Below are 25,499 nucleotides of genomic sequence, written 5' to 3' on the forward strand. Positions count from 1 at the left end.
CGAAAGTCGGTTCCATGCGAACCGACTCTTCTCCCGGCACCCTGCCGGCGCGGGAGCACCTCCCGGCCGCACCAGCCGGAACGCCTGTCCTGGACGTAGTGATCCCCGTCTACAACGAGGAGAAGGACCTCCAGCCGTGCGTCCGCAGACTGCACGAGCACCTCGTGCGGACGTTCCCGTACGCGTTCCGCATCACGATCGCGGACAACGCCTCCACGGACACCACCCCGCAGGTGGCGGCGTGGCTGGCGGCGGAGATCCCCGAGGTGGCCGTCTTCCGGCTGGAGCAGAAGGGCCGGGGCCGGGCCCTGCGGGCCGTCTGGTCGGCCTCGGACGCCCCCGTCCTCGCCTACATGGACGTGGACCTGTCCACCGACCTCAACGCCCTTCTCCCGCTGGTGGCGCCGCTGATATCCGGCCACTCGGACCTGGCGATCGGCTCCCGGCTGGCCCGCAGCTCGCGCGTGGTACGCGGCCCCAAGCGGGAGTTCATCAGCCGGGCCTACAACCTCATCCTGCGCGGCTCGCTCCAGGCCCGCTTCTCCGACGCCCAGTGCGGGTTCAAGGCGATCCGCCGTGATGTGGCGCGGGTGCTGCTGCCGCTGATCGAGGACACCGGCTGGTTCTTCGACACCGAGATGCTGGTGCTCGCCGAGCGTGCCGGGCTCCGGATCCACGAGGTGCCGGTCGACTGGGTCGACGACCCCCACTCGACGGTGCACATCGTGCGGACCGCGACCGACGACCTCAAGGGCGTGTGGCGGATCGGCAGGGCCCTGGCCACGGGTTCGCTGCCGCTGGACCGGCTCACCCGGCCGTTCGGCGACGACCCGCGCGACCGCGAGATCGAGGACGTACCGCGGGGCCTGGCCCGGCAGGTGGTCGGCTTCTGTGTCGTCGGTGGCCTGTCCACCCTCTTCTACCTGCTGCTCTACAGCGGCTTCCGCGTGTTCACCGGCTCCCAGGCCGCCAACGCCCTCGCCCTGCTGGTCTCGGCCGTCGCCAACACCGCCGCGAACCGGCGCCTCACCTTCGGGGTGCGCGGGCGCGCCGGGGCCGTACGGCATCAGGCGCAGGGCCTGGTCGTCTTCGGCATCGGGCTCGTCCTCACCAGCGGTTCGCTCGCCGCCCTGGGCGCCGCCACGTCCGAGCCCGCGCACTCCACCGAACTGGCGGTCCTCGTCGCCGCCAACCTCGCGGCCACCGTGCTGCGCTTCCTGCTCTTCAGGGCGTGGGTGTTCCCGGACCGGCGCGAGGCCGACGCCATGGCGGACGCCACGTACCCCACCACCCAGTTCCGCGCCGGTGACGTCGCGGACGGCTCCTGGCCGGACGCCACCGTGCAGTTGCCGCCGGTGCGCCCGCACTCCACCGATGTGAGGGACTTCCGATGACCGTCCAGCAGTTCACCGGCACAGACACCGGTCCCGAGTCCTGGGCCCGGCCGACGGGGCCCGCACCGGCTCCGCACACCGGTGCCCCCAAGCGGCCCTTCCCGCAGCGGCTGTGGCGCGGCCAGCCCGAGGACCCCCGCTGGGTCCGTCCCGCCTTCCTCGGTCTGCTGCTCGCCACCCTTGTCCTCTACCTCTGCGACCTGAGCGCCTCCGGCTACGCCAACTCCTTCTACTCGGCGGCCGTACAGGCCGGCAGCCAGTCCTGGAAGGCCTTCTTCTTCGGCTCGCTGGACGCCGCCAACGCCATCACCGTCGACAAGCCCCCGGCCGCGCTGTGGCCGATGGCCCTGTCGGTGCGGCTGTTCGGCCTGAGCTCGTGGGCGATCCTGGTCCCCGAGGTCCTCATGGGCGTCGGCACGGTCGCCGTCGTGTACGCGGCCGTACGCCGCCGGTTCAGCCCCGCGGCCGGTCTGATCGCGGGCGCGGTGCTCGCGCTCACCCCCGTCGCGGCGCTGATGTTCCGGTTCAACAACCCGGACGCGATGCTGGCGCTGCTCATGGCCGTGGCCTGCTACTTCGTCATCCGGGGTCTGGAGGACGGCCGGACGAGGTGGCTGGTGTGGGCCGGCGTCGCGATCGGCTTCGCCTTCCTCGCCAAGACGCTCCAGGCCTTCCTGATCCTGCCGCCGCTGGCGCTCGTGTACGGCGTCTGCGCCCCGGTCCCGGTGCGGAAGCGGGTCGCTCAACTCGCCGCCTCTCTCGCCGCGATCCTCGTCTCCGGCGGCTGGTGGGTCGCGATCGTCGAGCTGTGGCCCGCGTCCTCCCGCCCGTACGTCGGCGGCTCGCAGAACAACAGCTTCCTTGAACTGACCTTCGGCTACAACGGCCTGGGCCGCCTCAACGGCGACGAGACCGGCAGCGTCGGAGGCGGCGGCGGGGGCGGCAACGGCGGCGGCAACTGGGGCGAGACCGGCTGGGACCGGCTGTTCGGCGCCGGCATCGGCGGCCAGATCTCCTGGCTGATCCCGGCCGCGCTGATCCTGCTCGTCGCGGGTCTGGTGGCAACCCGCAGGGCGGCGCGCACGTCGGTGACCCGTGGTTCGTTCCTCGTCTGGGGCGGCGCGCTGATCACGACCATGCTGGTCTTCAGCTACATGAAGGGCATCTTCCACGAGTACTACACGGTGGCGCTCGCCCCTTACGTCGCGCCGCTGATCGGCATGGGCTCGGCGCTGCTCTGGGAGAAGCGCGACAAGGCGTGGGCGTCGCTGACGCTCGCGGCGGCGATGACGGCCACCGCGGCGTGGGGGTACGTCCTGCTCAACCGCTCCTCCGACTACCTGCCGTGGCTGAAGTGGCTCGTCCTGGCCGGAGGCCTCACGGCGGCCCTCGGTCTGGTCTTCGCCGGCCGGCTGCGGCAGCGGCTGGCGCTGGGGGCGGCGGGACTCGGCCTCGTCGCGGCGCTGGCGGGCCCGGCCGCGTACACCCTCACCACGGTGAACGAGGGGCACACCGGCTCGATCGTCACCGCGGGTCCCGCGGTCGCCGGCGGGCGAGGCGGCCCGGGCGGCGGTGGCGGCCCCGGGGGCGCCGCCCCTGGCGGTGCCGGCTTCCCGGGCGGAGGCCAGAACCAGCAGAACGGCACCGGCAACGCCCAGGGCGGGCCGGGCAACGGCCTCCCCGGCGGTGGCGGGTTCCCTGGCGGCGGCCAGAACCAGCCGGGGCAGAACCAGCAGGGCCAGGGTCAGCAAGGTCAGCCGGGTCAGCAGGGCGGGAGCCGGCAGAACGGCGACGGGGGCCGCATGGGCGGCGGCGGTGGCATGGGCGGTCTGCTCAACGGCGCCGGCGTCACCTCCGAGGCCAGGAAGCTGCTGGAGACCGACGCCGACCGGTACACGTGGGCCGCGGCGGCCATCGGCGCCCAGAACGCGGCGAGTTACCAGCTGTCCACCGGCGACCCCGTGATGGCGATCGGCGGCTTCAACGGCACGGACCCCTCCCCGACCCTGGCCCAGTTCAAGCAGTACGTGGCCGACGGGAAGATCCACTACTTCATCGCGTCCGGTATGGGCGGCGGCGGGAGGGGCGGCAGCGACGGCACCTCCTCCCGGATCACCTCCTGGGTCGAGGCGACCTTCAAGAAGGTGACCGTCGGTTCGTCCACCTTCTACGACCTCACACAGAAGGCGAGCAGCTGACACGTTCCCGAGCGGGGAGGGGCGGCGGCCGGAAACCGCCGCCCGTCCCCGCAATTCGTTGTACACCGTATGAGAGCTGCTCTACGGTGTACAACATGACCACGTCCCCACAGCAAGAGGCCCCGCCGCAGACGGCGCACGGCGGCCACCCCCAACGCTGGCTGATCCTCGGTGTCGTCTGCCTCGCCCAGCTCACCGTGCTGCTGGACAACACGATCCTGAACGTGGCGATCCCCTCGCTCACCCGTGAGCTGGACGCGACGACCGCCGACGTCCAGTGGATGATGAACGCCTACGCACTGGTGCAGTCCGGCCTGCTGCTCACGGCGGGCAACGCCGCCGACCGCTACGGGCGCAAGCTGCTGCTGATGTCGGGCCTGGCGATCTTCGGCCTGGGCTCGCTGGCGGCCGGGCTCTCCCAGAGCCCGGCACAGCTGATCGCGGCCCGTGCGGGCATGGGCGTCGGCGGCGCGCTGCTGATGACCACGATCCTCGCCGTCGTCGTACAGATCTTCGACGATCAGGAGCGGGTGAAGGCCATCGCGCTGTGGTCGACGGTCAGTTCGCTCGGTTTCGCGGCCGGGCCGCTGATCGGCGGTGTGATGCTGGACCACTTCTGGTGGGGCGCGATCTTCCTGATCAACATCCCGGTCGCCGCACTCGGCCTGGTCGCGGTCGCCGCGCTGGTGCCCGAGTCGAAGCACCGGGCCGGTGACCGGCCCGACCTGGTCGGCGCGGTGCTGTCGACCATCGGAATGACGGCCGTGGTGTACGCCATCATCACCGGCCCCGAGCACGGCTGGACGTCCGGGCGGGTACTGGTCTCGGCCCTCTTCGGCGGGGCCGTACTCGGCCTCTTCGTGACGTGGGAGCTGCGCACCGAGCACCCGATGCTCGACATGCACTTCTTCCGCAACCAGAAGTTCGTGGGCGCGGTCGCGGGCGCGATCCTCGTGGCGTTCGGTATGACGGGTTCGCTGTTCCTGCTCACCCAGCACCTGCAGTTCGTGCTCGGCTACGAGCCGCTGGACGCCGGGCTGCGGACGGCGCCGCTGGCGCTGACCGTCGTCGGCCTCAACTTCACCGGGATCGGTGCGAAGCTGGTCCTCAAGGCCGGTACTCCCGCGGCCATCGCGATCGGTATGACGCTGGTGTCCGCCGGGCTGGCGGCGATCGCGCTGCTCGGCGGGCACGGGTACGGGGGGACGCTGCTGGGGCTGGTCGTGATGGGCGCGGGCGTGGCGTTGTCCATGCCGGCCATGGCCAACGCGATCATGAGCGCGATCCCGCCGGAGAAGGCGGGGGTGGGAGCGGGGATCAACGGGACGCTCGCGGAGTTCGGCAACGGGCTCGGCGTCGCCGTCCTGGGTGCTGTCCTGAACTCCCGTTTCGCCTCTCTGGTCGCCGTGTCCGCGGCGTCGTTGCCGGCGGCGCTGGCGGCGGCGGGCTCGGCCGAGGAGAAGGCGCGGATCTCCGACGCGTTCGCCTCCGGGTTGGAGACCAGTCAGTTGGTGGGGGCGGTCGCCGTACTGGCCGGCGGGCTGGTCGCGGCCGGTCTCCTGCGGAGGGCGGAGCGAGTGGGCGCCTAAGGGCTCGGGGGACTGGGTAGGCGGGCGGCCGCGGGGCCGTTCTGGCTGGTCGCGCAGTTCCCCGCGCCCCCAAGAAGGGCGTCTAGCATGACCGCCACCAGGAAATTGAGGAAGGTGCGCCATGGCGAGAGCGGCCCGGGAGCGTCCGCCGCGGACCAGTGTCTGGCTGGAGGGCAAGGCGCACCGGCGGCGAGGTGGCGGGCAGCCGTCGGGACTGGACCGGGACCGGATCACCGGGGCCACGGTCCGGTTGCTGGACGCCGAGGGGCTGGCGAAGTTCTCGATGCGGCGGCTGGCCGCCGAGCTGAACGTGACGGCGATGTCCGTCTACTGGTACGTCGACACCAAGGACGACCTGCTCGAACTGGCGCTGGACGCGGTCATGGGCGAGATGGCCCTGCCCGATCCGGACGCCCCCGACGCGGACTGGCGCGACCAGGTGCGGGCCCTCGCCGGGGAGTTCCGGGCCCTGCTGGTGCGTCACCCCTGGGTGTCCGCGCTGGTCGGCACCTTCCTCAACATCGGCCCCAACAACCTGGCCTACTCACGGGTCGTGCAGCGCGTCATGCGCAGGACGGGGCTGCCCGCCAAGCGGCTGACGAGCGCGATCTCGGCCGTCTTCCAGTTCGTGTACGGCTACGGCACACTCGAGGGCCACCTCTCCACCCGGGCCGCGGCCACCGGCAGGAGCATGGACGAGTACTTCCAGGACGCCCTGCAGGCCGTGGGCGAGGCCCCGCAGGCCGCCGACGTCATGCGCGAGTCCCGCGAGATCATGGAGGCGCGTGGCGGAGAGACGGTGGAGGAGATGCTGGAGCGGGACTTCGACTTCGCCCTGGAGCTGCTGATCGCCGGCATCGAGGCGATGGTCGCCCGGCAGTGAGCCGCTCCCGGGCCGCTCCCGGGCCGCTCCCGTGGGCTACTCCCCCTCGACCAGCCGCGCCGGGAACCCGCCCGTCGCCACCGGGCCCCACCGCTCCGGCGTGATCCGGATGATGGACTTGCCCTGCTTGAGCATGGCCGAGCGGTACTCGTCCCAGTCGGGGTGCTCTCCGGCGATGTTCCGGTAGTACTCCACGAGCGGTTCGACGGAGTCGGGCGTGTCCACGACCTCCGCCGTGCCGTCGATCTGGACCCACGGGCCGTTCCAGTCGTCGCTGAGGACGATCAGGCTCACCCGCGGGTCCCGCTTGGCGTTGCGGGTCTTGGCACGCTCCGGGTAGGTGGAGACCACGATCCGGCCGGAGTCGTCGACCCCGCAGGTCAGCGGAGAGCCCTGGGGGCCGCCGTCGGCGCGTCGGGTCAGCAGGATCGCGTGGTGCCGGGGGCGCACGAAGTCGAGCAACTCGTCCAGGGAGACGCGGGTGTTCGTCGCGATGTTCGGTGCCATGCGCGCCAGCCTACGACGCCCTACGCCGCCATGGCCTCAGCGAGATCGTCGTACACGGGTACGTCACGGCGCAGCCCGGTCAGTTCCAGGACGCGGCTCGTGACGCCCTCCGGCCGGGCCACCAGACGCACCCGGGCCCCGGGGCGCAGCCGGTGGCGTATGTCGTTGATGAGGCGGACGCCCTGGGAGTCCATGAAGGACGTCGCGGTGAGGTCGAGGACGAGGACCTCCAGCCGGTCACCGTGGGCGCGGACCTCGGACAGCAGCCGCGGCAGCAGCTCAGCCGCGTTGCAGAAGTCGATCTCCGCGGGCATGGGAAGACGCACGCGGCCGGGCAGGCCCCGCGGTTGGGTGGGATTCGGGAGGAAGGCCACAGCGCTCACCTGGCAGACGTTCGTCCGGATTCCGGTAAGGCCGCTTCCTGACCCTCGGGCTATTCCATCACGCCGAGGGGCCGAGGCGGAAGCGCCTGGGCCGCCCGTCGGCCGGGCGTCACTTCGAGGCAACCGAGCAGTTAGAGTGCTGTCCGTCCTGTGCTCGCAGTCGGGAATGTGCTGCGGAGCTCTCCTGCGCACGGTCATGTGCCGTGCATGCCGAAGAGGTTCGTGGTGGCTGCGTCCGACTTTCCTGATTTGCCCCGTTTTCCGGTCGGCTTGGAGCTGGCCGAAGCCCTGACGGTGGCGTCTCAGCAGCTCCACGAGGCATCCACGCGCCACAACACCCTGCGTACCGCCGCCAAGCTGGCCGTGCACATCATGCCCGGTGCCGAGCACGCGGGTGTCTCCGAGATCGAGCGCGGCAAGAAGCTCCGCACGCTCGCCTGGACCGACGAGGTGGTGCGCTCCGCCGAGGCCCGGCACACCGGCCGCGAACCGCACGGGCGCTGGGAGCAGTTGTGGCACAGCCCGGTGGCGCGGATAACGGACAGCGAGGCCGACGACGGCTGGGACGTGCTGACGGCCCTGGGGCTGCGCTCGGCGCTGTCCCTGCGGCTGCGCGCCGACCGCCGCCGGCTGACCGTGCTCACGGCCTACGCCCGCAAGCCGGGGGTCTTCGACGAGGAGGCGACCCGCATCGGCCGGCTGTTCACCGCGCACGTCAGCATCGCGCTGGACTCCGCGACCGTACGGGAGCAGCTCACCGAGGCCATGCACACCAGGGACCTGATCGGCCAGGCCACCGGCATCCTCATGGAGCGCCAGGGCATCGACGCGGCCGCCGCCTTCGAGAGCCTGGTGCGGGCCTCCCAGCGGGAGAACGTGAAACTGCGCGACATCGCCCGCCGGATCGTCGGCATCCACAACAGCACATGAGACGGGCCCCTTGAAGTGAGGGGGCGTGTTCGGGCGGCGACGGGATACACGTACGGCCATGAGCTCCGAGACGTCCGACACGCTGGACCAGGCGATGGTGCGCAGCAGCGGTCTCGACACCCTGCTGCGCGACCTGACCGACCGCGCGGTGCAGGAGGTGCCCGGGGCCGTCGCGTGCAGCATCACGGTGCGCCGGGACGGCCGGCTGCTCACCCTGGCGGGCAGCGACGGTCTGCCCAGCGGCCTGGACCAGCGGCAGTACGAGAACGGTTCGGGTCCCTGCGTGGACGCCGCCGAGACCGGCGACGAGCAGTACACCCCCGACCTCGCGGCTGAGTCCCGCTGGCCCGCGTACACGCGGTACGCGATGTCCACGGGCGTCCGATGCGTTCTGGCGGTGCCGCTCACCGTCGAGGGCGCGACGGGCGTGGCGCTCAACTTCTACGGCGACCGGGCCGGCGCACTGGACGCGGGCCGGGACCCGGCCCGCGCCTTCGCGGCCCGGGCGGGGGACGCGATCGACGTGGCGCTGCGCGTCGAGCGCCATCGCCAGTCGGCGGCCGACGTGCGCCTGGCCCTGCTCTCCCGCAGCGTCATCGACCAGGCGGTCGGCATCCTCATGGCCCGGGACCGGATCGACGCGCGCACGGCGATGCGGCGGCTGCGCCGCGCCTCACAGGAGAGGAACGTCAAGCTCCGCGACCTGTGCGGCCAGTTGGTGGCGAGAGTCTCCGAGCAGGACTCAGGCGGCCGGAAGTGACTCGCCCCGCACGGCCTGGATGTCCAGCTCCACCTTGAGGGTCGTACCGACCGCGGCGATGCCCGCTTGGAGGACCTGGTTGTAGTTCATCGCGAAGTCCTCGCGGCGCAGTTCGGCCGTGGCGCGGAACGCCGCACGGGTGCCGCCCCACGGGTCCTGACCCGTACCGAGACAGGCCAGATCCAGATCGACCGGCCGTACGACCCCGCGCATGCCCAGCTCACCGTGCACCGTCCACCGGTCGGCCCCGTTCGCCGTCAGCCCCGTGGACCGGTAGGTGATCTCCGGGAACCGCTCGACGTCCAAGAAGTCCGGCGACCTCAGATGCCCGTCGCGCACGCCGTTGCCCGTGTCGATCGACGCGGCCCGGATCACCGCCTCGACCCGTGACTCGGTGACGTCGTCCGGGGCGATCTCGATCGCGCCGGAGAACTCCGTGAACCGGCCGTGCACGCTGGAGATGCCCAGGTGCCGGGCCACCGCGGCCACGCTGGAGTGCACCGGGTCGATGGTCCACGGGCCCGGCGGCGGCAGTTCGCTGCCGCCCTGCCGCGCCAGCGTCACCTGGCCGACCTCGGCCCGCCCTCCCCCACTCCCGGCTTCGCTCGAGCGGGAGGTGCCCCCGGCCGTGACGATCACACTCGACGCCGCGGGCGCGTATCCGACCGCCGTGACGATGACGGTGTACGTCCCCGGCTCCAGCGGCGTCGCGTCCCGTACGGCGCCCTCCGCGTCGGCCTCGGCCCGCAGCACCTGCGAGCCCGTCATGTCCACCACCGTGACGACCGCGTGCGACACGGCCCAACCGTCCCGGGTGCGGATTTTCGCGGTCAGTCCCATCTCACCCAACTCCTCGGAAAGAAACCGGCCCGCGACAGGGGGCGCACCTCCGCTCGGAGCGCGCCCGCCTGCCACGGGCCGGGGCCGGACTACTCGCCGGGGTGGGCGAGTTCGATGTCGTGGGCGTCGGTGCCGGGGCCCGTCACCGTCAGGGCGGTGGCCACCGGCGGGTAGCCCGTGGCGATGACGGTGTACTCGCCGCCGTCCAGGTCGGTGAAGGCGTACGCCCCGTCCGCCCCGGTCGTGGCCGAGCCGACGACGTTGCCCGCCTGGTCGACCAGTGTCACCCTCGCGTCGGCCAGCGGGCCGTGCGGAGCGCGGACGACACCCTGGACACGGGCACCCGCCTCCAGGTCGACCTCGACCCGGGTGACCCCGGTGCCGCCCACCTCGACGGGCAGGGCGCGCGGCCGGTACCCGGCGGCGTTCACCGCGACGGTCACCGGCCCCGGCACCAGCTCGGCGAAGGAGAACTCACCCTGCTCACCGGTGATCCCGTTGGCCAGCAGGTCCCCGCGTACGTCCGTCACGATGACCATCGCGCCCGTCACCGGCTCCCCGCTACCGGAGGCCCGCACCAGACCGGTCAGCCCACTGGTGCCGCTGAGCAGGAGGTCGTAGGCGACCGGCTCGCCGTTCACCACGACCGTGGACGCCTGCGGCTGGTAGCCGTCGGCGGAGGCGATCAGGACGTACGACCCCGAGCCCGGGGCGTCCACCGCGTAGGACCCGTCGGCCTGGGCCACGGACCGGCCCAGCTGGCGCCCGGTCAGCGAGATCAGCGTGACGGCGGCCTGCGGTACGGGCGCGGACTCGTTGCCGCGCACGAAGCCCCGCACCGGCACACCGCCCGAACCGGGCACGGACTCCTCGTCACGAGCCCCGGTCGCACCGTCCTCACCGGCCTTGTCCGTCTCGGCCACGGCCCAGCTCGGCACGGCCTTCTCCGCGTCGGGAGTCCCGGCCGTCCCCGCTGCGGGAACCTCCGCGGGAGCGTCGGAGGTCTCCGCCGCCTGCGCCAGTCCCCCCTTCGTCCTCAGCGGGACCTCCTTGATGAACAGCGACACCAGCAGGGCGAGCAGCGCCAGCGGAGCCGAGTAGAGGAACACGTCCGCGACACCGTGGCCGTAGGCGCTCTCGACGACCGTGCGGATCGGCGCCGGCATGGCGTCGAGGTCGGGGATGCCGCCACCGCCGGTACCGGCGTGCCCGAGGGCCGCGCCCTTGGCGCCGAGGTCCGCGAGGCCGTCCTTGACGTAGTCGGTGATCTTGTTGCCGAGGACCGCGCCCAGCGCCGAGACGCCCACCGCACCGCCGAGGGACCGGAAGAAGGTGACCGTGGAGCTGGCGGCACCCAGGTCGCCCGGCTCCACCTGGTTCTGCGTGCAGAGCACCAGGTTCTGCATCATCATGCCGATGCCGAGACCCATCAGCGCCATGAAGATCGCTATGTGCCGGTACTCGGTGTCGTACCGGATCGTGCCCAGCAGTCCGAGCCCCGCCGTCACCAGCACACCGCCGCCGAGCAGCCAGCCCTTCCAGCGCCCGGTCCGTGTGATGACCTGGCCGGAGACGGTGGAGGAGACGAACAGGCCCGCGATCATCGGGATGGTCATGACGCCGGACATCGTCGGCGACTTGTCCCGGGCCAGCTGGAAGTACTGGCTGAAGAAGACGGTCCCCGCGAACATCGCGACACCGACGAACAGCGAGGCCAGCGAGGCCAGCGTGATGGTGCGGTTGCGGAACAGCCGCAGCGGGATGATCGGCTCACTGGCCTTCGCCTCGACGAGGACGAACAGCGCCAGCAGCGCGACCGAGCCGCCGACCATCGCGTAGGTCTGCCAGGACACCCAGTCGTACTTGTCACCGGCGAAGGTGACCCAGATCAGCAGCAGGCAGACGGCCGCGGTGATGAAGAAGGCACCGGCCCAGTCGACCTTGACCTTCCGCTTCACCACGGGCAGGTGCAGGGTCTTCTGCAGCACGATCAGGGCGATCACGGCGAAGGGCACGCCGACGTAGAAGCACCAGCGCCAGCCGAGCCAGTCGGTGTCCGTGATGACACCGCCGACCAGCGGGCCACCGACCATGGCGGTGGCGAAGACGGCACCGAGGTAGCCGTTGTAACGGCCGCGCTCACGCGGCGAGATCATCGCCGCCATGATGATCTGGGCCAGCGCGGACAGACCGCCCATGCCGATGCCCTGGACCGCGCGGAAGGCGATGAGCATGCCCGGGTTCTGGGACATGCCGGCCGCCGCCGACCCCAGCACGAAGACGATCAGGGCGAGCTGGATCAGCAGCTTCTTGGAGAACAGGTCGGCGAGCTTGCCCCACAGCGGCGTGGACGCGGTCATCGTCAGCAGGGACGCGGTGACGACCCAGGTGTAGGCGCTCTGGCCGCCGCCGAGGTCGCCGATGATCCGGGGCAGGGCGTTGGAGACGATCGTGGAGGACAGGATCGCGACGAACATGCCGAGCAGAAGGCCGGTGAGGGCCTCCATGATCTGCCGGTGCGTCATCGGAGCGCCGCCGCCGGAGGAGCCGTGGGAGCCCCCTCCATGCTTGGCATGAGCCCGCACACCGGCTGGTGTGGTCGTTGCCATGGGCTTCCTTTTCTTACGTGCTTGCGGGTGTACGGGTGGTCTGGTCGAAAGCGGCCGGCGCGGCCCGGGTCCCGGGCCGGCAGTCGAAGCTCTCCCGCAGCCGCGCCATCAGGTGCGTGAGCCGGCCGACGTCCTCGTCGGTCCAGTCGCTCAGGCGCTGGGCGAGGACCTCGGTGGTCCGGCGGGACAGCTCGTCGAGCTGTGCGTGGCCGGCGGGCGTGAGGCGCAGGATGCGTGAGCGTTTGTCCGCGGGGTCGGGGGAGCGTTCGATCCAGCCGCGGTCCACGACGTGCGCGACATGGCGGCTGGTGACCGACATGTCCACGGCCAGCAGCTCGGCGAGCTTGCTCATGCGCATGTCGCCGTGGCGGCCCAGCAGAGTCAGAACGGCCGCCGACCCGCCGGGGCACTCGGCGGGCATGACCCGGCCGAGCTCCCGCTTCACGGCGCCGAAGGCACTGAGCTGGCGGACCAGCTCCTCGTACTGCGCCTTCTCGGCCATGACACCTCCCGCTTTCGTTGCTTAGGGCAACCATAGGTAGGTTGGTTGCTGCAGGCAAATAAAAGAGCGGGGTGCGGTAGAAAAAGTTGGCAAAGGCAAGTATTGCGACAGTAAATGTGCAGGTCGTGAGCTCGGGTGTACGGCTCGGCCGACGCTGAACGGAATGCCAACCCCCACTTGGGGAGCTCAGGCGTTTTCGCTAGGGTCTCGGGCCATGGCTAACAACCAGGCCCCGCAGGGCAATCACGACCCCGCCGGCAGCACCCAGATGTTCCGTGCGTTCGTCGACGAGCCGCAGGGGCGGCGGGCCGCGGCGACCGGCAGCAGCGGTCCGCGTGTCGGTCTCATCCTCGGCGTAGTCGTCGCCGTCGCGGTCGTCGCGGCGGTTGCCTGGCTGGCGCTGGCGTAACCCGAGTTTCCTGCTAACCCGGGGTTGTCGCTGGGGGCGGGGCGTTGCGCGGCCCGGCGTTGCGGGGTGCCGCTGCGCCCACCCGTGCCGCCCAAGCGGCACGACTGCCCGCAGCTAGGGCGGCCACGACTGCCCGCAGCGGCGGCCTGCGCTCCAGGCACTCGGCGTGGGTGCTGGGGCGGGAGCGTTGCGCAGCCCGGCGTCGCGGGGTGCCGCTGCGCCCACCCGTGCCGCCCCCAGCGGCACGACTGCCCGCAGCTAGGGCGCCACGACTGCCCGCGGCGGCGGGGCGACTGCCCGCAGCTAAGACGGCGTGCAGCCGCGTATGGCGAGAAGGGGACGTGTCGGGGGGTGTCCGCCCGCAGCGGTTGGCGCGTCAACGGGGAGTCAGTCGGTATCCGACTCCATCGCGCCGTTCCGCGGACGGACACCCCCCGACACGTCCCCGACCCACCCACGAGGCACGCGCGGCGCGCTCAGTCGGAGATGAGGCCGTCCCGCAGCTGCGCCAGCGTCCTCGTCAGCAGCCGCGACACGTGCATCTGCGAGATGCCGACCTCCTCACCGATCTGCGACTGCGTCATGTTCGCGAAGAACCGCAACATGATGATCCGCCGCTCACGGGGCGGCAGCTTCGCCAGCAGCGGCTTCAGGGACTCCCGGTACTCCACGCCCTCCAGCGCGGTGTCCTCGTACCCCAGCCGGTCCGCCAGCGACCCCTCGCCGCCGTCGTCCTCCGGCGCCGGGGAGTCCAGCGAGGACGCCGTGTACGCGTTCCCCACGGCCAGCCCGTCGACCACGTCCTCCTCGGACACCCCGAGCACCGTCGCGAGTTCGGTGACCGTCGGAGAGCGGTCCAGCTTCTGCGACAGCTCGTCACTGGCCTTGGTCAGCGCGAGCCGCAGCTCCTGAAGCCGGCGCGGCACCCGCACCGACCACGACGTGTCGCGGAAGAACCGCTTGATCTCGCCCACGACCGTCGGCATCGCGAACGTCGGGAACTCCACGCCCCGTTCGCAGTCGAACCGGTCGATCGCCTTGATCAGCCCGATCGTGCCGACCTGGACGATGTCCTCCATCGGCTCGTTCCGGGACCGGAACCGAGCCGCCGCGTACCGCACCAGCGGCAGATTCAGCTCGATCAGCGTGTCACGGACGTACCCACGCTCGGGGCTGTCCTCGTCGAGCGCGGCGAGCCGCAGGAACAGGGAGCGGGAGAGGGTGCGGGTGTCGATGGCCCCCGCGGCCGTGAGGGCCGGGGCGGGCTCGGTCGCGAGCTCGGCCGGAACGTCGTCGATGGGGCCGAGTGTGTCGAGAGCATGGGGAGCTGACTCGCTCTCCGCGAGCGTGAGCACCTTCGAGCTGCCCTGTTCTGCGGACATGCCACCCCCTTTGGGTCGCGGGACGGTCGCGGCGGACGCCCCCCGTCTGAGGAACGCAGCCTTCACCTGAATACCGGAGCCGAAGCCCCGGCAAACGCGCTTCCCGCAGAATGTCACATGTCGGCAACACGCTGTAGTGACATGTCGACATCTGAGACGTGAATCCGCCCTGCAAACAAGGGGTCTGACGCCCCGTCGGCACCGAACTGTCGGTAACCGCCCTGACCAGCGATTCCCTCCCCCCGGTTACCTCTCGATCAGGTATCCGGTTACGCGTCGATCCGGTTCGCGGACCGCAATCGCTGGAAGCTACGCGCGAGTAGCCGCGAGACATGCATCTGCGACACACCGAGTTCCGCGCTGATCTGGGACTGCGTGAGATTGCTGTAGTACCGCAGCAGCAGGATCCGCTGCTCCCTCTCCGGAAGCTGGACGAGCAGATGCCGGACGAGATCCCGGTGCTCCACCCCGTCCAGCGCGGGATCCTCGTAACCGAGCCGGTCCAGCAGCCCCGGCAGCCCGTCACCCTCCTGCGCGGCCTCCAGCGAGGTCGCGTGGTACGACCGTCCGGCCTCGATGCAGGACAGCACCTCGTCCTCGGTGATGCGCAGCCGTTCGGCGATCTCCGCGGTCGTCGGGGTCCGCCCGAACGCGGTCGTCAGGTCCTCGGTCGCGCTGTTCACCTGCACCCACAGCTCGTGCAGCCGGCGGGGCACGTGGACCGTGCGGACGTTGTCGCGGAAGTACCGCTTGATCTCACCGACGACCGTCGGCATCGCGAACGTCGGGAACTGCACCCCCCGGTCGGGGTCGAAGCGGTCGATGGCGTTGATGAGCCCGATGGTGCCGACCTGGACGACGTCCTCCATCGGCTCGTTGCGGGAGCGGAAACGGGCGGCCGCGTAGCGCACGAGCGGCAGATTGGCCTCGATGAGCGCCCCGCGCACCCGGTCGTGCTCCGGCGTGCCCGGCTGGAGCTCCTTGAGCTGCGCGAAGAGGACCTGTGTGAGGGCGCGGGTGTCGGCGCCACGGCTGCTGCGCCGGGGAGCCGTTTCCGATGACGGTGCCTGAGGTGCGGTACTGGCCAGCACGGTCAACTCCACCTCGTCATCCGTCAACGCATCCCGTCCACACTTCCCCTGAAAGCGGTCATAGCATCACAAGAGATGCGGACTCTGTGCAAGCACCCCATAACTACGTGTTGAGGGGCAAAAGAACAGCCCCCGCCGACACGACGGGGGCTCGAGACCGCGCTTCAGGACTTCGCCCGACGGAGCGTGAGGGAACTCAGAACTCGTAGTCGGCGATCACCCATGTGGCGAACTCCCGCCACAGTGCGACCCCCGCCTGGTGGTCGGGGTGCTCCACGTACCGGCGCAGCGCCTCCGCGTCGTCGAAGGCCGAGTTGATGGCGAAGTCGTAGGCGATCGGACGGTCGCTCACGTTCCAGCCGAGCTCCCAGAAGCGGAGCTCGGGGATCTTGCCGTCGAGGGAGCGGAACGCCTCGACGCCCTTCGCGACCCGGGGATCGCCGCGCTCGACGCCCTCGTTGAGCTTGAAGAGGACCAGGTGGCGGATCATCACTTTCCTCCGTTGGCGACCCATGTGGCGAAGTCGCCGAGGGCCTGGACGGCGTCCGATATGCCCTGGAACCCTACTCCGACGTAGCCGGTGGCCTTGTCCGGGTCCGTGATGATCACGTACAGGGCGAAGACCACGAGCAAGTAGACGGCGACCTTCTTCGCGTTCACCGCCATCGCGGCCTCCCATGTCACTGATGCCTCATGCAGCGCACATGATCGCACGAAGGTCAGAGGACCCGAAGGGGTGGATCGCACGAAGGGCCCCGTCTGACGACGGGGCCCTTCTCGAGCGGTAGCGGAGGGATTTGAACCCTCGGTGACTTGCGCCACACTCGCTTTCGAGGCGAGCTCCTTCGGCCGCTCGGACACGCTACCGAGGGAGACATTACAGCAAGGTGCGGCCTGCTCAGAAATCGGTATTCAGCGGCTGCGGAAGAACTCGGTGAGCAGCCGGGCGCCCTCCTCGGCGAGCACGCCCCCGATCACCTCGGGCCGGTGGTTGAGCCGCCGGTCACGGAGGAGGTCCCAGAGGGAGCCGGCCGCGCCGGCCTTCTCGTCACGGGCGCCGTAGACGAGCCGGTCGACACGGGACTGCTGGATCGCGCCCGCGCACATCGTGCAGGGCTCCAGCGTCACCACGAGGGTGCAGCCGGCGAGCCGCCACGCGCCGAGTGCGGCGGCGGCCCGCCTGAGGGCGAGCACCTCCGCGTGGGCCGTCGGGTCGCCGCCGGCCTCCCGTTCGTTGTGCCCGGCCGCGAGCACGGTCGTGCCGTCCGGCGCCAGCACGACGGCGCCGACCGGGACGTCCCCGCCCCGGACGGCCTCGGCGGCCTCGTCCAGGGCGAGCCGCATCGCGGGCCGCCAGGGGTCGCGTACCGGGTCCGGCGGCCCCGGGGTGACGCGATCGGTCAGCGGACGGCCTCCAGGGTCTCCGAGGCGCCGAGCGACTCGGCGATCTCGGTGACGGCGTCGGTCACCATCGAGCGCAGCTCCTTCTCGCTCACGCCGAGGTCGTCGAGGATCTGGGCGTCGCCGACCGGGCCGTGCGGTACGGCCTCGGCGGCACCGGCGGCCCCGGCACCGCCGTCGGACTCGTCGTCCTCGCCGGACTCCCCGTCCTCGGTGCCGTCGAGATCGAGGGCGTCCAGGTCGTCGCCGTCGGCCGGGTCCCGGCCGAGCAGCTCGTCGGTGAGCAGGATCTCGCCGTAGCTGCTGCGGGCAGCGGCGGCGGCGTCCGAGACGTAGATGCGAGGGTCCTCCTCGCCGTCCACGCGGACGACGCCGAACCAGGCGTCCTCCTGCTCGATCAGCACGAGCACCGTGTCGTCGTCGGGGGAGGCTTCACGGGCCAGGTCGGCCAGATCCGCCAGGGTTTCCACATCGTCGAGCTCCGTGTCGCTCGCTTCCCACCCGTCTTCGGTGCGCGCGAGCAGTGCGGCGAAGTACACCGTGACTCTCCCACTGGTCATAGGCGTGCCGGTTGGGGATCCCCCCGGCGGAGGTTACGGGCGGGGAGTGCTCCTCCGAGCCCCACCCACTCGGAATCGTGGCAGAAACAAGGCGTTCAGGGGATGTCTTCGACTCCCTGTGTCCAGCGGTTCCGCTCGCACGCTTGTTGCGGCCACCTGCGGATCGTACGCGGCTTTCCCCTGCTCCACGTACGGTCACCCGCGAAGAAACGCCCCGCGGTTCGCGATCTTCTCCGGCGGTTTCCGCACTCGTCTCCTACCAGCGGAACGTGCGCATCCGCATGGCGCGTCGCAACCGGGCCGTCTTGGCGCGGCGCGGCTGGACGCGGTCGCGCAGTTCCCGGGCCTCCGCGAGGTCGCGCAGGAACCGGGCCCGGCGCCGACGGCGCTCGGCGTCGGACAGGTCCGTCCCCTCCGGCCCGTCCGTCCGGCCGGTCGTCGATTCCGTCCCGGGCTGTACGCGCGGCGACGGGGCGTGTCGGGTATTCCGTTCGGGCATCAGGTTCATCACCCCCAGTGCGTCCAGTCCGTTTTCCCCGGACAGGCGGTTTGACGCCTGCGAACGTGCGGCGGCCGGACGGGGGGCTCGCCGTGCCGCCGGCGTCATCCGGCCCGGTTACTGTTGTGGACATGCGTCTCCATGTCGTCGACCACCCCCTGGTCGCCCACAAGCTCACCACGCTGCGCGACCGGCGTACCGACTCCGCGACCTTCCGCCGTCTGGCCGACGAGCTGGTCACCCTGCTCGCCTACGAGGCCACCCGCGACGTGCGCACCGAACAGGTCGACATCCAGACGCCGGTGGCCGCGACCACGGGCGTGAAGCTGTCCCACCCGCGTCCACTGGTGGTGCCGATCCTGCGGGCCGGACTCGGCATGCTGGACGGCATGGTCCGGCTGCTGCCGACCGCCGAGGTGGGCTTCCTCGGCATGATCCGCAACGAGGAGACGCTGGAGGCCTCCACGTACGCCACGCGTATGCCGGAGGACCTGTCGGGCCGTCAGGTGTATGTGCTGGACCCGATGCTCGCCACCGGCGGCACGCTGGTCGCGGCGATCCGGGAGCTGATCCGGCGCGGCGCCGACGACGTGACCGCCGTGGTGCTGCTGGCCGCGCCGGAGGGCGTCGAGATCATGGAGCGCGAGCTGGCGGGCACGCCGGTGACGGTCGTGACGGCGTCGGTCGACGAGCGCCTGAACGAGCACGGCTACATCGTCCCGGGCCTCGGCGACGCCGGGGACCGGATGTACGGGTCGGCCGAGTAGGCCCCTCTCAGCAGCCCTTCTTCGGCGACGGCGCCGGTTCGGGCTCGGCCATCCTGGTCAGGGCCCGGTCGGCGTCCGCCCGCTTCGCCAGCCCCTTGAAGGCGTCGCCGATGACGAGGTCCACGGCGGCGCCCTCGCGGGCCGCCTCGGTGCGCCGCTCGGCGCCCGGGAGCTGGGTGCCGAGGACGGGCAGTGCCGTGTCGAGGGCGGAGTCGGGGCCGAGCAGGAACCCGGTGCCCTTGACCTTCTTGTCGTACTTCTTGGGCGCGTTGCCCACGTCGCCGATCTTGAAGCCGCGCTTCTTCAGCTCGTCGGCGGTCTTCTTCGCCAGGCCGCTGCGGGTGGTGGCGTTGAGGACGTTGACCGTGATGGCGCGCGGCTCGGGCAGCGCCTTCGGGGTGGGCGAGGGGCTCGCCTTGGTCCTGGGGGCGCAGTCCTTCCCGGTGCCCGCCGCCGAGGCCTTGCCACCGCCCCCGGTGAAGACGTCGATGAGCTGCAGGGTGCCCCAGCCGCCCACGCCGAGCACGGCGACGGAGGCGACGGCCAGGACGACGAGCCTGCCGCGCCTCCGGGCCCGGCGCATCCGGGGGTGCTTGTTTCCCGTGATGCGGTACTTGCCGCCCATGCCGGGGGGAGTCAGCATGCTCATGAGCGCAGCGTAGTGCTCCCGGGCGACGATGCCTACTAGATGATCATTCGACATCGCCCAGCGGAACCCGAAAGGGCCAACCCGTGACCCCCGGGGGTCAGTCGAGCTCGAGCACGCGTGCGTGCAGCACCTGGCGCTGCTGGAGCGCGGCACGCACCGCGCGGTGCAGCCCGTCCTCCAGGTACAGGTCGCCCTGCCACTTCACGACGTGCGCGAAGAGGTCGCCGTAGAACGTCGAGTCCTCGGCGAGCAGGGTCTCGAGGTCGAGCTGCTGCTTCGTCGTCACGAGCTGATCGAGGCGGACCGGGCGCGGCGCGACGTCCGCCCACTGCCGGGTGCTGTCCCGGCCGTGGTCGGGGTACGGCCGGCCGTTTCCGATGCGCTTGAAGATCACACGGAAAGCCTACCGGGCGGGACCTTCCGGGCGCAGCCGTGGCGGCGGAGTGCGACGCTGAAAAAAAGCCCACAACGCGGTATGAACCGGAACAGAGGCCTGAACATGCCGGGCCGTGAGACCCCGCCGTCGGCCCTGCTCCCGAGGTGGTCGCTCTCCGGGACGGCCCCGTGTTCGGCGCGGCGGAGGCGTTGGTCCGGTCGCCGGCCGCCCTCCGCCGTCGCGGGTCGGTCAACCGCGCACCCGCTCCCTCGGGGACTGCTGCGGATCGCGCGTGTCCCGCTCGGGCCGGGGCGGGAGGGGCCCGCCACCCGGGGCGAGCCACGCGGCTGACGCCTACCTGCCGGCGGCCTTCGCGGCCTTGGCCGCCGCCTTCATCTCCTGCTTGTGTGCCCGCACCTTGGCCAGCGACTCGGGGCCGGTGATGTCGGCGACCGAGCGGAAGGACTTCGGCTCGCCGTAGGAACCCGCGGCCTCCCGCCATCCCGTGGGCCGCACGCCGAGCTGCTTGCCGAGCAGGGCGAGGAAGATCTGGGCCTTCTGCTTGCCGAAGCCCGGCAGTTCCGCCAGCCGCTTCAGCAGCTCCTTGCCGGTGGCCACGTCCTTCCAGACGGCCTCGGCGTCACCGTCGTAGTGCTCGACGAGGTACTGGCACAGCTGCTGGATCCGCTTGGCCATGGAGCCCGGGTAGCGGTGCACGGCCGGCTTCTGCGAGAGCAGCGCGGCGAAGGCCTCGGGCTCGTGCGCGGCGATCTCGTGCGCGTCCAGGTCGTCCGTGCCGAGCCGCTGGGCGATCGTCGCCGGACCCTTGAACGCCCACTCCATGGGGACTTGCTGGTCCAGCAGCATCCCGATCAGCGCGGCGAGCGGACTGCGGCCGAGCAGCGCGTCGGCTTCGGGGTCCTGGGCGAGGTGAAGAGTGACGTCCATGTCCCGATCATCCCCCGGGGCGGGCCCGGCCGCGTCCGGAGCCCGCTCAGGTGGCGCGCCAGTAGCCCAGGGCGTGCAGGCGCTGCTTGGGCAGGCCGAGTTCCTTGCGCACGTACGCCGCCAGGCTCCGGGTCGTCGCCGTGTCGCAGGCGATCCAGACGTACGGGTCGCAGGTGCCCTGGAGCAGACCGGGCAGGTCCTTCTTCACCCGGTCGACGAGATGGGCCCCGGAGTCCCGGCGCGGCACCCTCCGCAGTTCGTGCCGGTCGGGGTCCGTGCGGTGCGGCAGGTCGTCGTCGCCGCCTTCGAACCAGACGGTGGCCGGGGCGGGACCCAGGGCGTCCAGCAGGGAGTTGAGGGCGGGCAGCGAGGCCGGGTCGCCGACGGCGAAGACGTGTGAGGGCGCCGGGCTCGGGTGCTCGAAGCCGGTGCCCTGGACGGTGGCCTCGATGGTGTCGCCCGGCTTCGCCGCCCGGGCCCAGTCGCTGGCGCACCCCTCGTGCAGGGCGAACTCCAGGCCGAAGGTCCCGGCCGCCGGATCCGGGTCGACGAGGGTGTAGGCCCGCTGGTGGGGCTTGCCGGCGTTGTCGAACCAGAGGCGGACCCACATGGTGGGGTGCACGTCGGTCGCCGCGAGCAGGCCGCCGTCGGTGAAGCGCAGCCGACGGTAGTCGGGGGTGACGTCCTCTGCGTCCGTCACGGTGAGCTCGAAATCCTTCGCGCGCAGCAGCTTGAGGACCGCGCCCTCCCAACCCCGCCCCTGCCCCATGGCGTGTCCGCCCTTCGCGTACGATTCCGGCCACAGCCTTGACTTAGGCAAGGCTAACCTAAAGCAAAGTGGGGGTACAGGGTGACCGTCGAGATCTACCGTGACGCCTGGGGCATTCCGCATCTGCGCGCGGGCAGCGCGGCGGAACTCGCCCACGCGCAGGGCCTGGTCACCGCCCGCGACCGGGCCTGGCAGCTGGAGACCGAGCGGCACCGGGCCCAGGGCACCTCGGCGTCCTTCCTCGGCGCGAGCGCCCTGGCCTGGGACCGGTTCGCCAGACGGGCCCGGCTCGACGACACGGCCAGACGCTGCTTCGCCGACCTGGAGGAACGGGATCCGGAGACGGCGCACTGGGTGCGGGCGTACGTGGACGGGGTGAACGCGGGTCTGGGGGAAGGAGCCGACGCGGCACCCGAGTTCGCCCGGACCGGTCTCGCCCCCGGCTCCTGGAAGCCCTGGACCCCGCTCGGCGTCTGGCTCGCCACCCACATCCTCTTCGCCGGGTTCCCGGCCAAGCTCTGGCGCGAGCAGGTCACCGCGCACCTCGGCGCGGACGCGGTCGGCCTCTTCGCCACCGACGGCCCCGGAACCTCCGGCAGCAACGGCTGGCTGGTGAGCGGGGAGCGGACCGTCACCGGGCGGGCGGTCATCGCCGGTGACCCGCACCGCTGGATCGAGGACCCGGGCGTCTACCAGCAGATCCACCTGTCCTGCCCGGAGTTCGACGTCGTGGGCCTGGCCGTGCCCGGCGTCCCCGGCATCGCCCACTTCGGCCACACCGGCACGGTCGCCTGGGCCATCACCAACGCCATGGCCGACTACCAGGACCTGTACCGGGAGCGGCTGCGGCGCACCGGCGCCGGAGTGGAGGCCCTCGGCCCCGACGGGGTCTGGCGCCGGGCGTCCCGGCACACGGAGGTCATCGAGGTGGCCGGCGAGGAACCCGTCGAGGTCGAGGTGATCGAGACCGACCGGGGACCGGTGGTCATCGGGGGGCCCGAGGGGATCGACGGCGATCCGGTGGACGCGCCGGTGCCGGGCCTTGCCGACGCTCTGCCGGCGTCGGGTGATCCGGCAGGTGTGGTGGGTTCCGGTCCTGGCCCTGTGACCGGTGACGCGGCGGGCGCGACGCCTGCGGGTACGGCTGGCGGTCCGGTGCCGGGTGATGCGGTGGGGCTGCCGGATGGGGCCGGCGGTCCGGCTGACCCGATGTGTTCGGGTAGTGGTCCGGCTGACCCGGTGGGTCCTGGGGGCGATCCGGTGTCGGGCGCGACGCCTGTGGGTACGGCTGGCGGTCCGGTGTCGGGTGATGCGGTGGGGCTGCCGGGTGGGGCCGGCGGTCCGGCTGACCCGATGTGTTCGGGTGGTGGTCCGGCTGACGCGGCGGGTCCTGGGGGCGATCCGGTGTCGGGCGCGACGCCTGTGGGTACGGCTGGCGGTCCGGTGTCGGGTGATGCGGTGGGGCTGCCGGGTGGGGCCGGCGGTCCGGCTGACCCGATGCGTTCGGGTGGTGGTCCGGCTGACCCGGTGGGTCCTGGGGGCGATCCGGTGTCGGGCGCGACGCCTGCGGGTACGGCTGGCGGTCCGGCTGACCCGGTGGGTCCTGCGGGCGATCCGGTGTCGGGTGTGGGACTGCCGGGTACGGGTGGCGGTCCGGTGGGCGCGGCGCGTCCGGGGGGTTCCGCCGATGCGGCCGGGTCCGACGGGGCCGACGGCCCCGTCGATCCGCCGTCGGCGGTCAGCCTGCGCTATCCGCCCCGCGTCAGCGGCGACCTCGGCTTCGGCGCTCTGCTGCCGCTGTTGCGGGCCCGCCGGGTCGCCGACGTCGACAAGGCCTTCGACCGGTGGGCCGAGCCGGTCAACGTCGTTCAGGCCGCCGACACCGACGGCGGTGTCCTGCACCGCGTGGCCGGGCGGGTGCCGCTGCGCGCCGAGGCCAACCGGGTCCGCCTGGTGCCCGCCTGGGAGCCCGGGCACGAGTGGCAGGGCTGGCACGAGACGCCCCGCGCCGGGCTCAGCGACGGCGTCGCCGTGATGGCCAACCAGCGCGGCCCGGCCGAACCGCTCGGCGTCGAGTTCGCCCCGCCGCACCGCGCCGACCGCATCGCCGAGCTGCTCGCCGGCCGGCGGCGCTGGTCCGCCGCCGACATGCCCGCGATCCACACCGACACCCACCTCGCCTCCGCGTCCGCCCTCCTGGACCACCTCCGCGCCCTCGACGGCCTCACCCCCGAGGCCTCCGCCCTCCGCGACCGCCTCCTCGCCTGGGACCGCCGTATGGACGCCGGCAGCGCCGACGCGGCCCACTACGCGGCGGTGCGCGGCGCGGTCGTACGGCACCTGGCGGCGCACCCGGCCTTCGCCGCACTCGCCACCCCGCCGCCGTACCCCGAGGTGCTCCGGCCCTGGCTGGCCCTGCTCCCGCGGGTCGGCTTCGCGCTGGAACACCTGCTGCGGGCCGAGGATCTGTACGGCGTCGACCGGCCGGCGGCCGTGCGCGCGGCGGTCGAGGAGGTGGCCGCGCAGCCACCCGCCGGTGTCTGGGGCGACACCCACCGGCTCGCCCCCTGGCGGGCGCTGGAGCCGGAGACGCCGTACGACGAACCGGGCCTGTCCGGCGACCACGACTGCGTGCTGTGCACCTCGGCCGTGCCCGGCCTCACCGACCTGTCCGCACGGGGCCCGGCCGCCCGCTACGTCTGGGACCTGGCCCGGCGCGAGGACAGCCGGTGGGTGGTCCCGCTCGGCGCCTCGGGCGTCCCCGGCTCGCCCCACCACCGCGACCAGCTCCCCCTGTGGGTGCGCGGAGAACTCGTCCCGGTCGTCACCGACTGGACCCAGCTGAAGAAGGAGACCGATGTCTGACCCGTACGCCTCCCGCACGGCCGTCCACGAGCAGGTGACCGACGGCTTCGGCACCGTCCGCGTCCTGCCGCTGGACCCGGAGGCCGACTCCGGAGTGGTCCATCGCTGGGTGAGCGAGGACCGGGCCGTCTTCTGGGGCATGAACGGCCTCACCGAACAGCAGGTGGCCGAGATCTACACCCACATGGCCACGCTCACCACCCACCACGCCTACCTCCTCGTCCGGGACGGCGAGCCGGTCGCGCTCCTGCAGACCTACGAGCCCGGCGCGGACCGGGTCGGGGAGTGCTACGACGTCCGCCCCGGCGACATCGGCATCCACCTGCTGGTCGCCCCGGCCGGACCGGGCGGCGCACGCTCCGGCTGGACCCCCCGGCTGGTGGCCGCCATCGCCGAGTACGTCCTGCTGGGCCTGGACCGCCGGCGGGTCGTCGTCGACCCGGACGTGCGCAACGAGAAGGCGGTCGCCCGTTTCCTCGAGCTGGGATTCACCCAGGGGCCGGTGGTCGTCCTGCCGGAGATCGACCTCCCGGACGTCCACCTGCCGGAGAAGAAGGCCCAGCTCGCCTTCCTGGACCGGGGGCTACTCTTCCCCGGGTGACGCCCGAGGAACTCATCACCCACTACGGCCTGGAGCCGATCCCCCGCGAGGGCGGCCTGTTCCGCCAGACCTGGTCCGGACCGCAGCGCCCGGACGGCCGCCCCGAGGGCACGGCGATCGTCGCACTGCTGACGGCGGACGACTTCTCGGCCCTGCACCGCCTGCCCACGGACGAGATCTGGCACTTCTACCTCGGCGACCCCCTGGACCTCCTCCTGCTCGCGCCCGACGGGACCACGACCACGGTGGTGCTGGGCCCGGACGTCACGCGGGGACAGCATGTCCAGTTCACCGTCCCGGCGGGCACCTGGATGGGCGGCCGGGTGCGCGGGGGCGGCGCGTGGGCGCTGTTCGGCTGCACGATGGCCCCCGGCTTCACGTTCGAGGGCTACGAGCACGGGGACGCGGCGGAGCTGACCGCACGCTATCCGGGTGAGGCGGACAGGATCGCCGGGCTGTGCCGGCCTTCTCTCCAGTGATTCCCTCCGGCTGTTCCGCGGACGCCCCCTCATCGGTGAGCGCTACACCGATCCCGTCCGTACTTAACGCGGAGTGGTACGGCCCAACCCCGGAGACGCACGTGGACC

Annotated in this window: 27 protein-coding genes and 1 tRNA gene; 11 read left to right on the top strand and 17 right to left on the bottom strand. The window is 71.9% G+C overall.

Translation table 11 applies throughout. The features are described 5' to 3' along the window. Positions 1 to 14: 14 nt before the first annotated feature. The 4 genes from IE212_RS20565 to IE212_RS20580 all read left to right on the top strand — a co-directional run bounded on the left by IE212_RS20565 (position 15) and on the right by IE212_RS20580 (position 6,064). Positions 15 to 1,394, top strand: a complete 1,380-nt coding sequence (locus IE212_RS20565; protein WP_190199347.1) for a bifunctional glycosyltransferase family 2/GtrA family protein — start codon at positions 15 to 17, stop codon at positions 1,392 to 1,394. Next, positions 1,391 to 3,592 (top strand): ArnT family glycosyltransferase, encoded by a 2,202-nt coding sequence (locus tag IE212_RS20570; RefSeq protein ID WP_190199348.1) that lies wholly within the window; start codon positions 1,391 to 1,393, stop codon positions 3,590 to 3,592. Before IE212_RS20565 ends, IE212_RS20570 begins: the two co-directional genes overlap by 4 nt. A gap of 95 nt (positions 3,593 to 3,687) precedes the next feature. After that, entirely contained in the window at positions 3,688 to 5,181 is a 1,494-nt protein-coding gene (locus IE212_RS20575; RefSeq protein WP_190199349.1) for an MFS transporter, read from the top strand. 121 nt (positions 5,182 to 5,302) lie between these two features. Beyond that, the gene (locus IE212_RS20580) at positions 5,303 to 6,064 is read left to right on the top strand and encodes a TetR/AcrR family transcriptional regulator (RefSeq protein ID WP_190199350.1); all 762 of its coding nucleotides are present in this window, start codon (positions 5,303 to 5,305) and stop codon (positions 6,062 to 6,064) included. Between the two features lie 36 nt (positions 6,065 to 6,100). Here the strand turns inward: IE212_RS20580 and IE212_RS20585 are convergent, their stop codons facing one another. Beyond that, a complete protein-coding gene (locus IE212_RS20585) occupies positions 6,101 to 6,571 on the bottom strand; it encodes a PPOX class F420-dependent oxidoreductase (RefSeq protein ID WP_190199351.1) in 471 nt (156 codons plus the stop codon). A 20-nt stretch (positions 6,572 to 6,591) separates the two neighbouring features. Further along, positions 6,592 to 6,885, bottom strand: coding sequence for an STAS domain-containing protein (locus tag IE212_RS20590; RefSeq protein WP_229864482.1), 294 nt, complete (start codon positions 6,883 to 6,885; stop codon positions 6,592 to 6,594). Positions 6,886 to 7,161: 276 nt separating this feature from the next. Here IE212_RS20590 and IE212_RS20595 point away from each other — a divergent pair, with 276 nt between their 5' ends. Together IE212_RS20595 and IE212_RS20600 are read left to right on the top strand one after the other, a co-directional pair. Beyond that, positions 7,162 to 7,884, top strand: a complete 723-nt coding sequence (locus tag IE212_RS20595; protein WP_190199353.1) for an ANTAR domain-containing protein — start codon at positions 7,162 to 7,164, stop codon at positions 7,882 to 7,884. A 58-nt stretch (positions 7,885 to 7,942) separates the two neighbouring features. After that, complete coding sequence (locus tag IE212_RS20600; protein WP_190199354.1) at positions 7,943 to 8,644, top strand: GAF and ANTAR domain-containing protein; 702 nt, start codon at positions 7,943 to 7,945, stop codon at positions 8,642 to 8,644. Here the strand turns inward: IE212_RS20600 and IE212_RS20605 are convergent. From IE212_RS20605 to IE212_RS20615, 3 genes are all read right to left on the bottom strand, one after another. Beyond that, a complete protein-coding gene (locus IE212_RS20605; RefSeq protein WP_190199355.1) occupies positions 8,627 to 9,484 on the bottom strand; it encodes a YceI family protein in 858 nt (285 codons plus the stop codon). The genes IE212_RS20600 and IE212_RS20605 overlap by 18 nt on opposite strands. 89 nt (positions 9,485 to 9,573) lie before the next feature. Beyond that, the gene (locus tag IE212_RS20610) at positions 9,574 to 12,009 is read right to left on the bottom strand and encodes an MFS transporter (protein ID WP_506005132.1); all 2,436 of its coding nucleotides are present in this window, start codon (positions 12,007 to 12,009) and stop codon (positions 9,574 to 9,576) included. Between the two features lie 97 nt (positions 12,010 to 12,106). Then, entirely contained in the window at positions 12,107 to 12,595 is a 489-nt protein-coding gene (locus IE212_RS20615) for a MarR family winged helix-turn-helix transcriptional regulator (protein ID WP_190199357.1), read from the bottom strand. Between the two features lie 214 nt (positions 12,596 to 12,809). Between IE212_RS20615 and IE212_RS20620 the strand changes: the two genes are divergently transcribed. Continuing rightward, entirely contained in the window at positions 12,810 to 13,004 is a 195-nt protein-coding gene (locus tag IE212_RS20620; protein ID WP_190199358.1) for a hypothetical protein, read from the top strand. A 476-nt stretch (positions 13,005 to 13,480) separates the two neighbouring features. Here the strand turns inward: IE212_RS20620 and IE212_RS20625 are convergent, their stop codons facing one another. From IE212_RS20625 to IE212_RS20660, 8 genes are all read right to left on the bottom strand, one after another. Then, complete coding sequence (locus tag IE212_RS20625; protein WP_190199359.1) at positions 13,481 to 14,386, bottom strand: RNA polymerase sigma factor SigF; 906 nt, start codon at positions 14,384 to 14,386, stop codon at positions 13,481 to 13,483. 269 nt (positions 14,387 to 14,655) lie between these two features. Next, positions 14,656 to 15,504, bottom strand: a complete 849-nt coding sequence (locus tag IE212_RS20630; RefSeq protein WP_190199360.1) for an RNA polymerase sigma factor SigF — start codon at positions 15,502 to 15,504, stop codon at positions 14,656 to 14,658. A gap of 169 nt (positions 15,505 to 15,673) precedes the next feature. Then, positions 15,674 to 15,967: a Dabb family protein gene (locus tag IE212_RS20635; RefSeq protein ID WP_190199361.1), complete on the bottom strand. Its 294-nt coding sequence runs from the start codon at positions 15,965 to 15,967 to the stop codon at positions 15,674 to 15,676. After that, positions 15,967 to 16,161 carry a hypothetical protein gene (locus tag IE212_RS20640; RefSeq protein ID WP_190199445.1) on the bottom strand — a complete coding sequence of 65 codons (195 nt, stop codon included), beginning with the start codon at positions 16,159 to 16,161 and terminating at the stop codon, positions 15,967 to 15,969. Before IE212_RS20640 ends, IE212_RS20635 begins: the two co-directional genes overlap by 1 nt. A gap of 98 nt (positions 16,162 to 16,259) precedes the next feature. Further along, positions 16,260 to 16,344: transfer RNA gene (locus IE212_RS20645), tRNA-Ser, on the bottom strand. Positions 16,345 to 16,389: 45 nt separating this feature from the next. Beyond that, positions 16,390 to 16,821 (bottom strand): tRNA adenosine(34) deaminase TadA, encoded by a 432-nt coding sequence (tadA, locus tag IE212_RS20650; protein ID WP_190199362.1) that lies wholly within the window; start codon positions 16,819 to 16,821, stop codon positions 16,390 to 16,392. A gap of 56 nt (positions 16,822 to 16,877) precedes the next feature. Further along, on the bottom strand, positions 16,878 to 17,417 hold the full coding sequence (locus tag IE212_RS20655; protein WP_190199435.1) for a tRNA adenosine deaminase-associated protein: 540 nt from the start codon (positions 17,415 to 17,417) through the stop codon (positions 16,878 to 16,880). A 277-nt stretch (positions 17,418 to 17,694) separates the two neighbouring features. Continuing rightward, on the bottom strand, positions 17,695 to 17,937 hold the full coding sequence (locus IE212_RS20660; RefSeq protein WP_190199363.1) for a hypothetical protein: 243 nt from the start codon (positions 17,935 to 17,937) through the stop codon (positions 17,695 to 17,697). A 131-nt stretch (positions 17,938 to 18,068) separates the two neighbouring features. Here IE212_RS20660 and upp point away from each other — a divergent pair, with 131 nt between their 5' ends. Beyond that, complete coding sequence (gene upp / locus IE212_RS20665) at positions 18,069 to 18,704, top strand: uracil phosphoribosyltransferase (protein ID WP_190199364.1); 636 nt, start codon at positions 18,069 to 18,071, stop codon at positions 18,702 to 18,704. 7 nt (positions 18,705 to 18,711) lie between these two features. Here upp and IE212_RS20670 read toward each other — a convergent pair whose 3' ends face one another. The 4 genes from IE212_RS20670 to IE212_RS20685 all read right to left on the bottom strand — a co-directional run bounded on the left by IE212_RS20670 (position 18,712) and on the right by IE212_RS20685 (position 21,446). Then, positions 18,712 to 19,329: a LytR C-terminal domain-containing protein gene (locus IE212_RS20670; protein WP_190199436.1), complete on the bottom strand. Its 618-nt coding sequence runs from the start codon at positions 19,327 to 19,329 to the stop codon at positions 18,712 to 18,714. A 121-nt stretch (positions 19,330 to 19,450) separates the two neighbouring features. Next, the gene (locus tag IE212_RS20675) at positions 19,451 to 19,747 is read right to left on the bottom strand and encodes a type II toxin-antitoxin system VapB family antitoxin (RefSeq protein WP_003991361.1); all 297 of its coding nucleotides are present in this window, start codon (positions 19,745 to 19,747) and stop codon (positions 19,451 to 19,453) included. Between the two features lie 336 nt (positions 19,748 to 20,083). Continuing rightward, positions 20,084 to 20,677: an HhH-GPD-type base excision DNA repair protein gene (locus IE212_RS20680; RefSeq protein ID WP_190199365.1), complete on the bottom strand. Its 594-nt coding sequence runs from the start codon at positions 20,675 to 20,677 to the stop codon at positions 20,084 to 20,086. Positions 20,678 to 20,723: 46 nt separating this feature from the next. Beyond that, positions 20,724 to 21,446, bottom strand: coding sequence for a siderophore-interacting protein (locus tag IE212_RS20685; protein ID WP_190199366.1), 723 nt, complete (start codon positions 21,444 to 21,446; stop codon positions 20,724 to 20,726). Positions 21,447 to 21,527: 81 nt separating this feature from the next. Here IE212_RS20685 and IE212_RS34995 point away from each other — a divergent pair, with 81 nt between their 5' ends. From IE212_RS34995 to IE212_RS20705, 3 genes are read left to right on the top strand one after another with little or no spacing between them, the layout of a single operon-like run. Further along, positions 21,528 to 24,311: a penicillin acylase family protein gene (locus IE212_RS34995; RefSeq protein WP_229864483.1), complete on the top strand. Its 2,784-nt coding sequence runs from the start codon at positions 21,528 to 21,530 to the stop codon at positions 24,309 to 24,311. Next, a complete protein-coding gene (locus IE212_RS20700; protein ID WP_190199367.1) occupies positions 24,304 to 24,912 on the top strand; it encodes a GNAT family N-acetyltransferase in 609 nt (202 codons plus the stop codon). Before IE212_RS34995 ends, IE212_RS20700 begins: the two co-directional genes overlap by 8 nt. Beyond that, positions 24,909 to 25,391, top strand: coding sequence for a cupin domain-containing protein (locus tag IE212_RS20705; protein ID WP_190199368.1), 483 nt, complete (start codon positions 24,909 to 24,911; stop codon positions 25,389 to 25,391). Before IE212_RS20700 ends, IE212_RS20705 begins: the two co-directional genes overlap by 4 nt. Positions 25,392 to 25,499: the final 108 nt, after the last annotated feature.

Source organism: Streptomyces djakartensis, assembly GCF_014651075.1.
Classification (GTDB): domain Bacteria; phylum Actinomycetota; class Actinomycetes; order Streptomycetales; family Streptomycetaceae; genus Streptomyces; species Streptomyces djakartensis.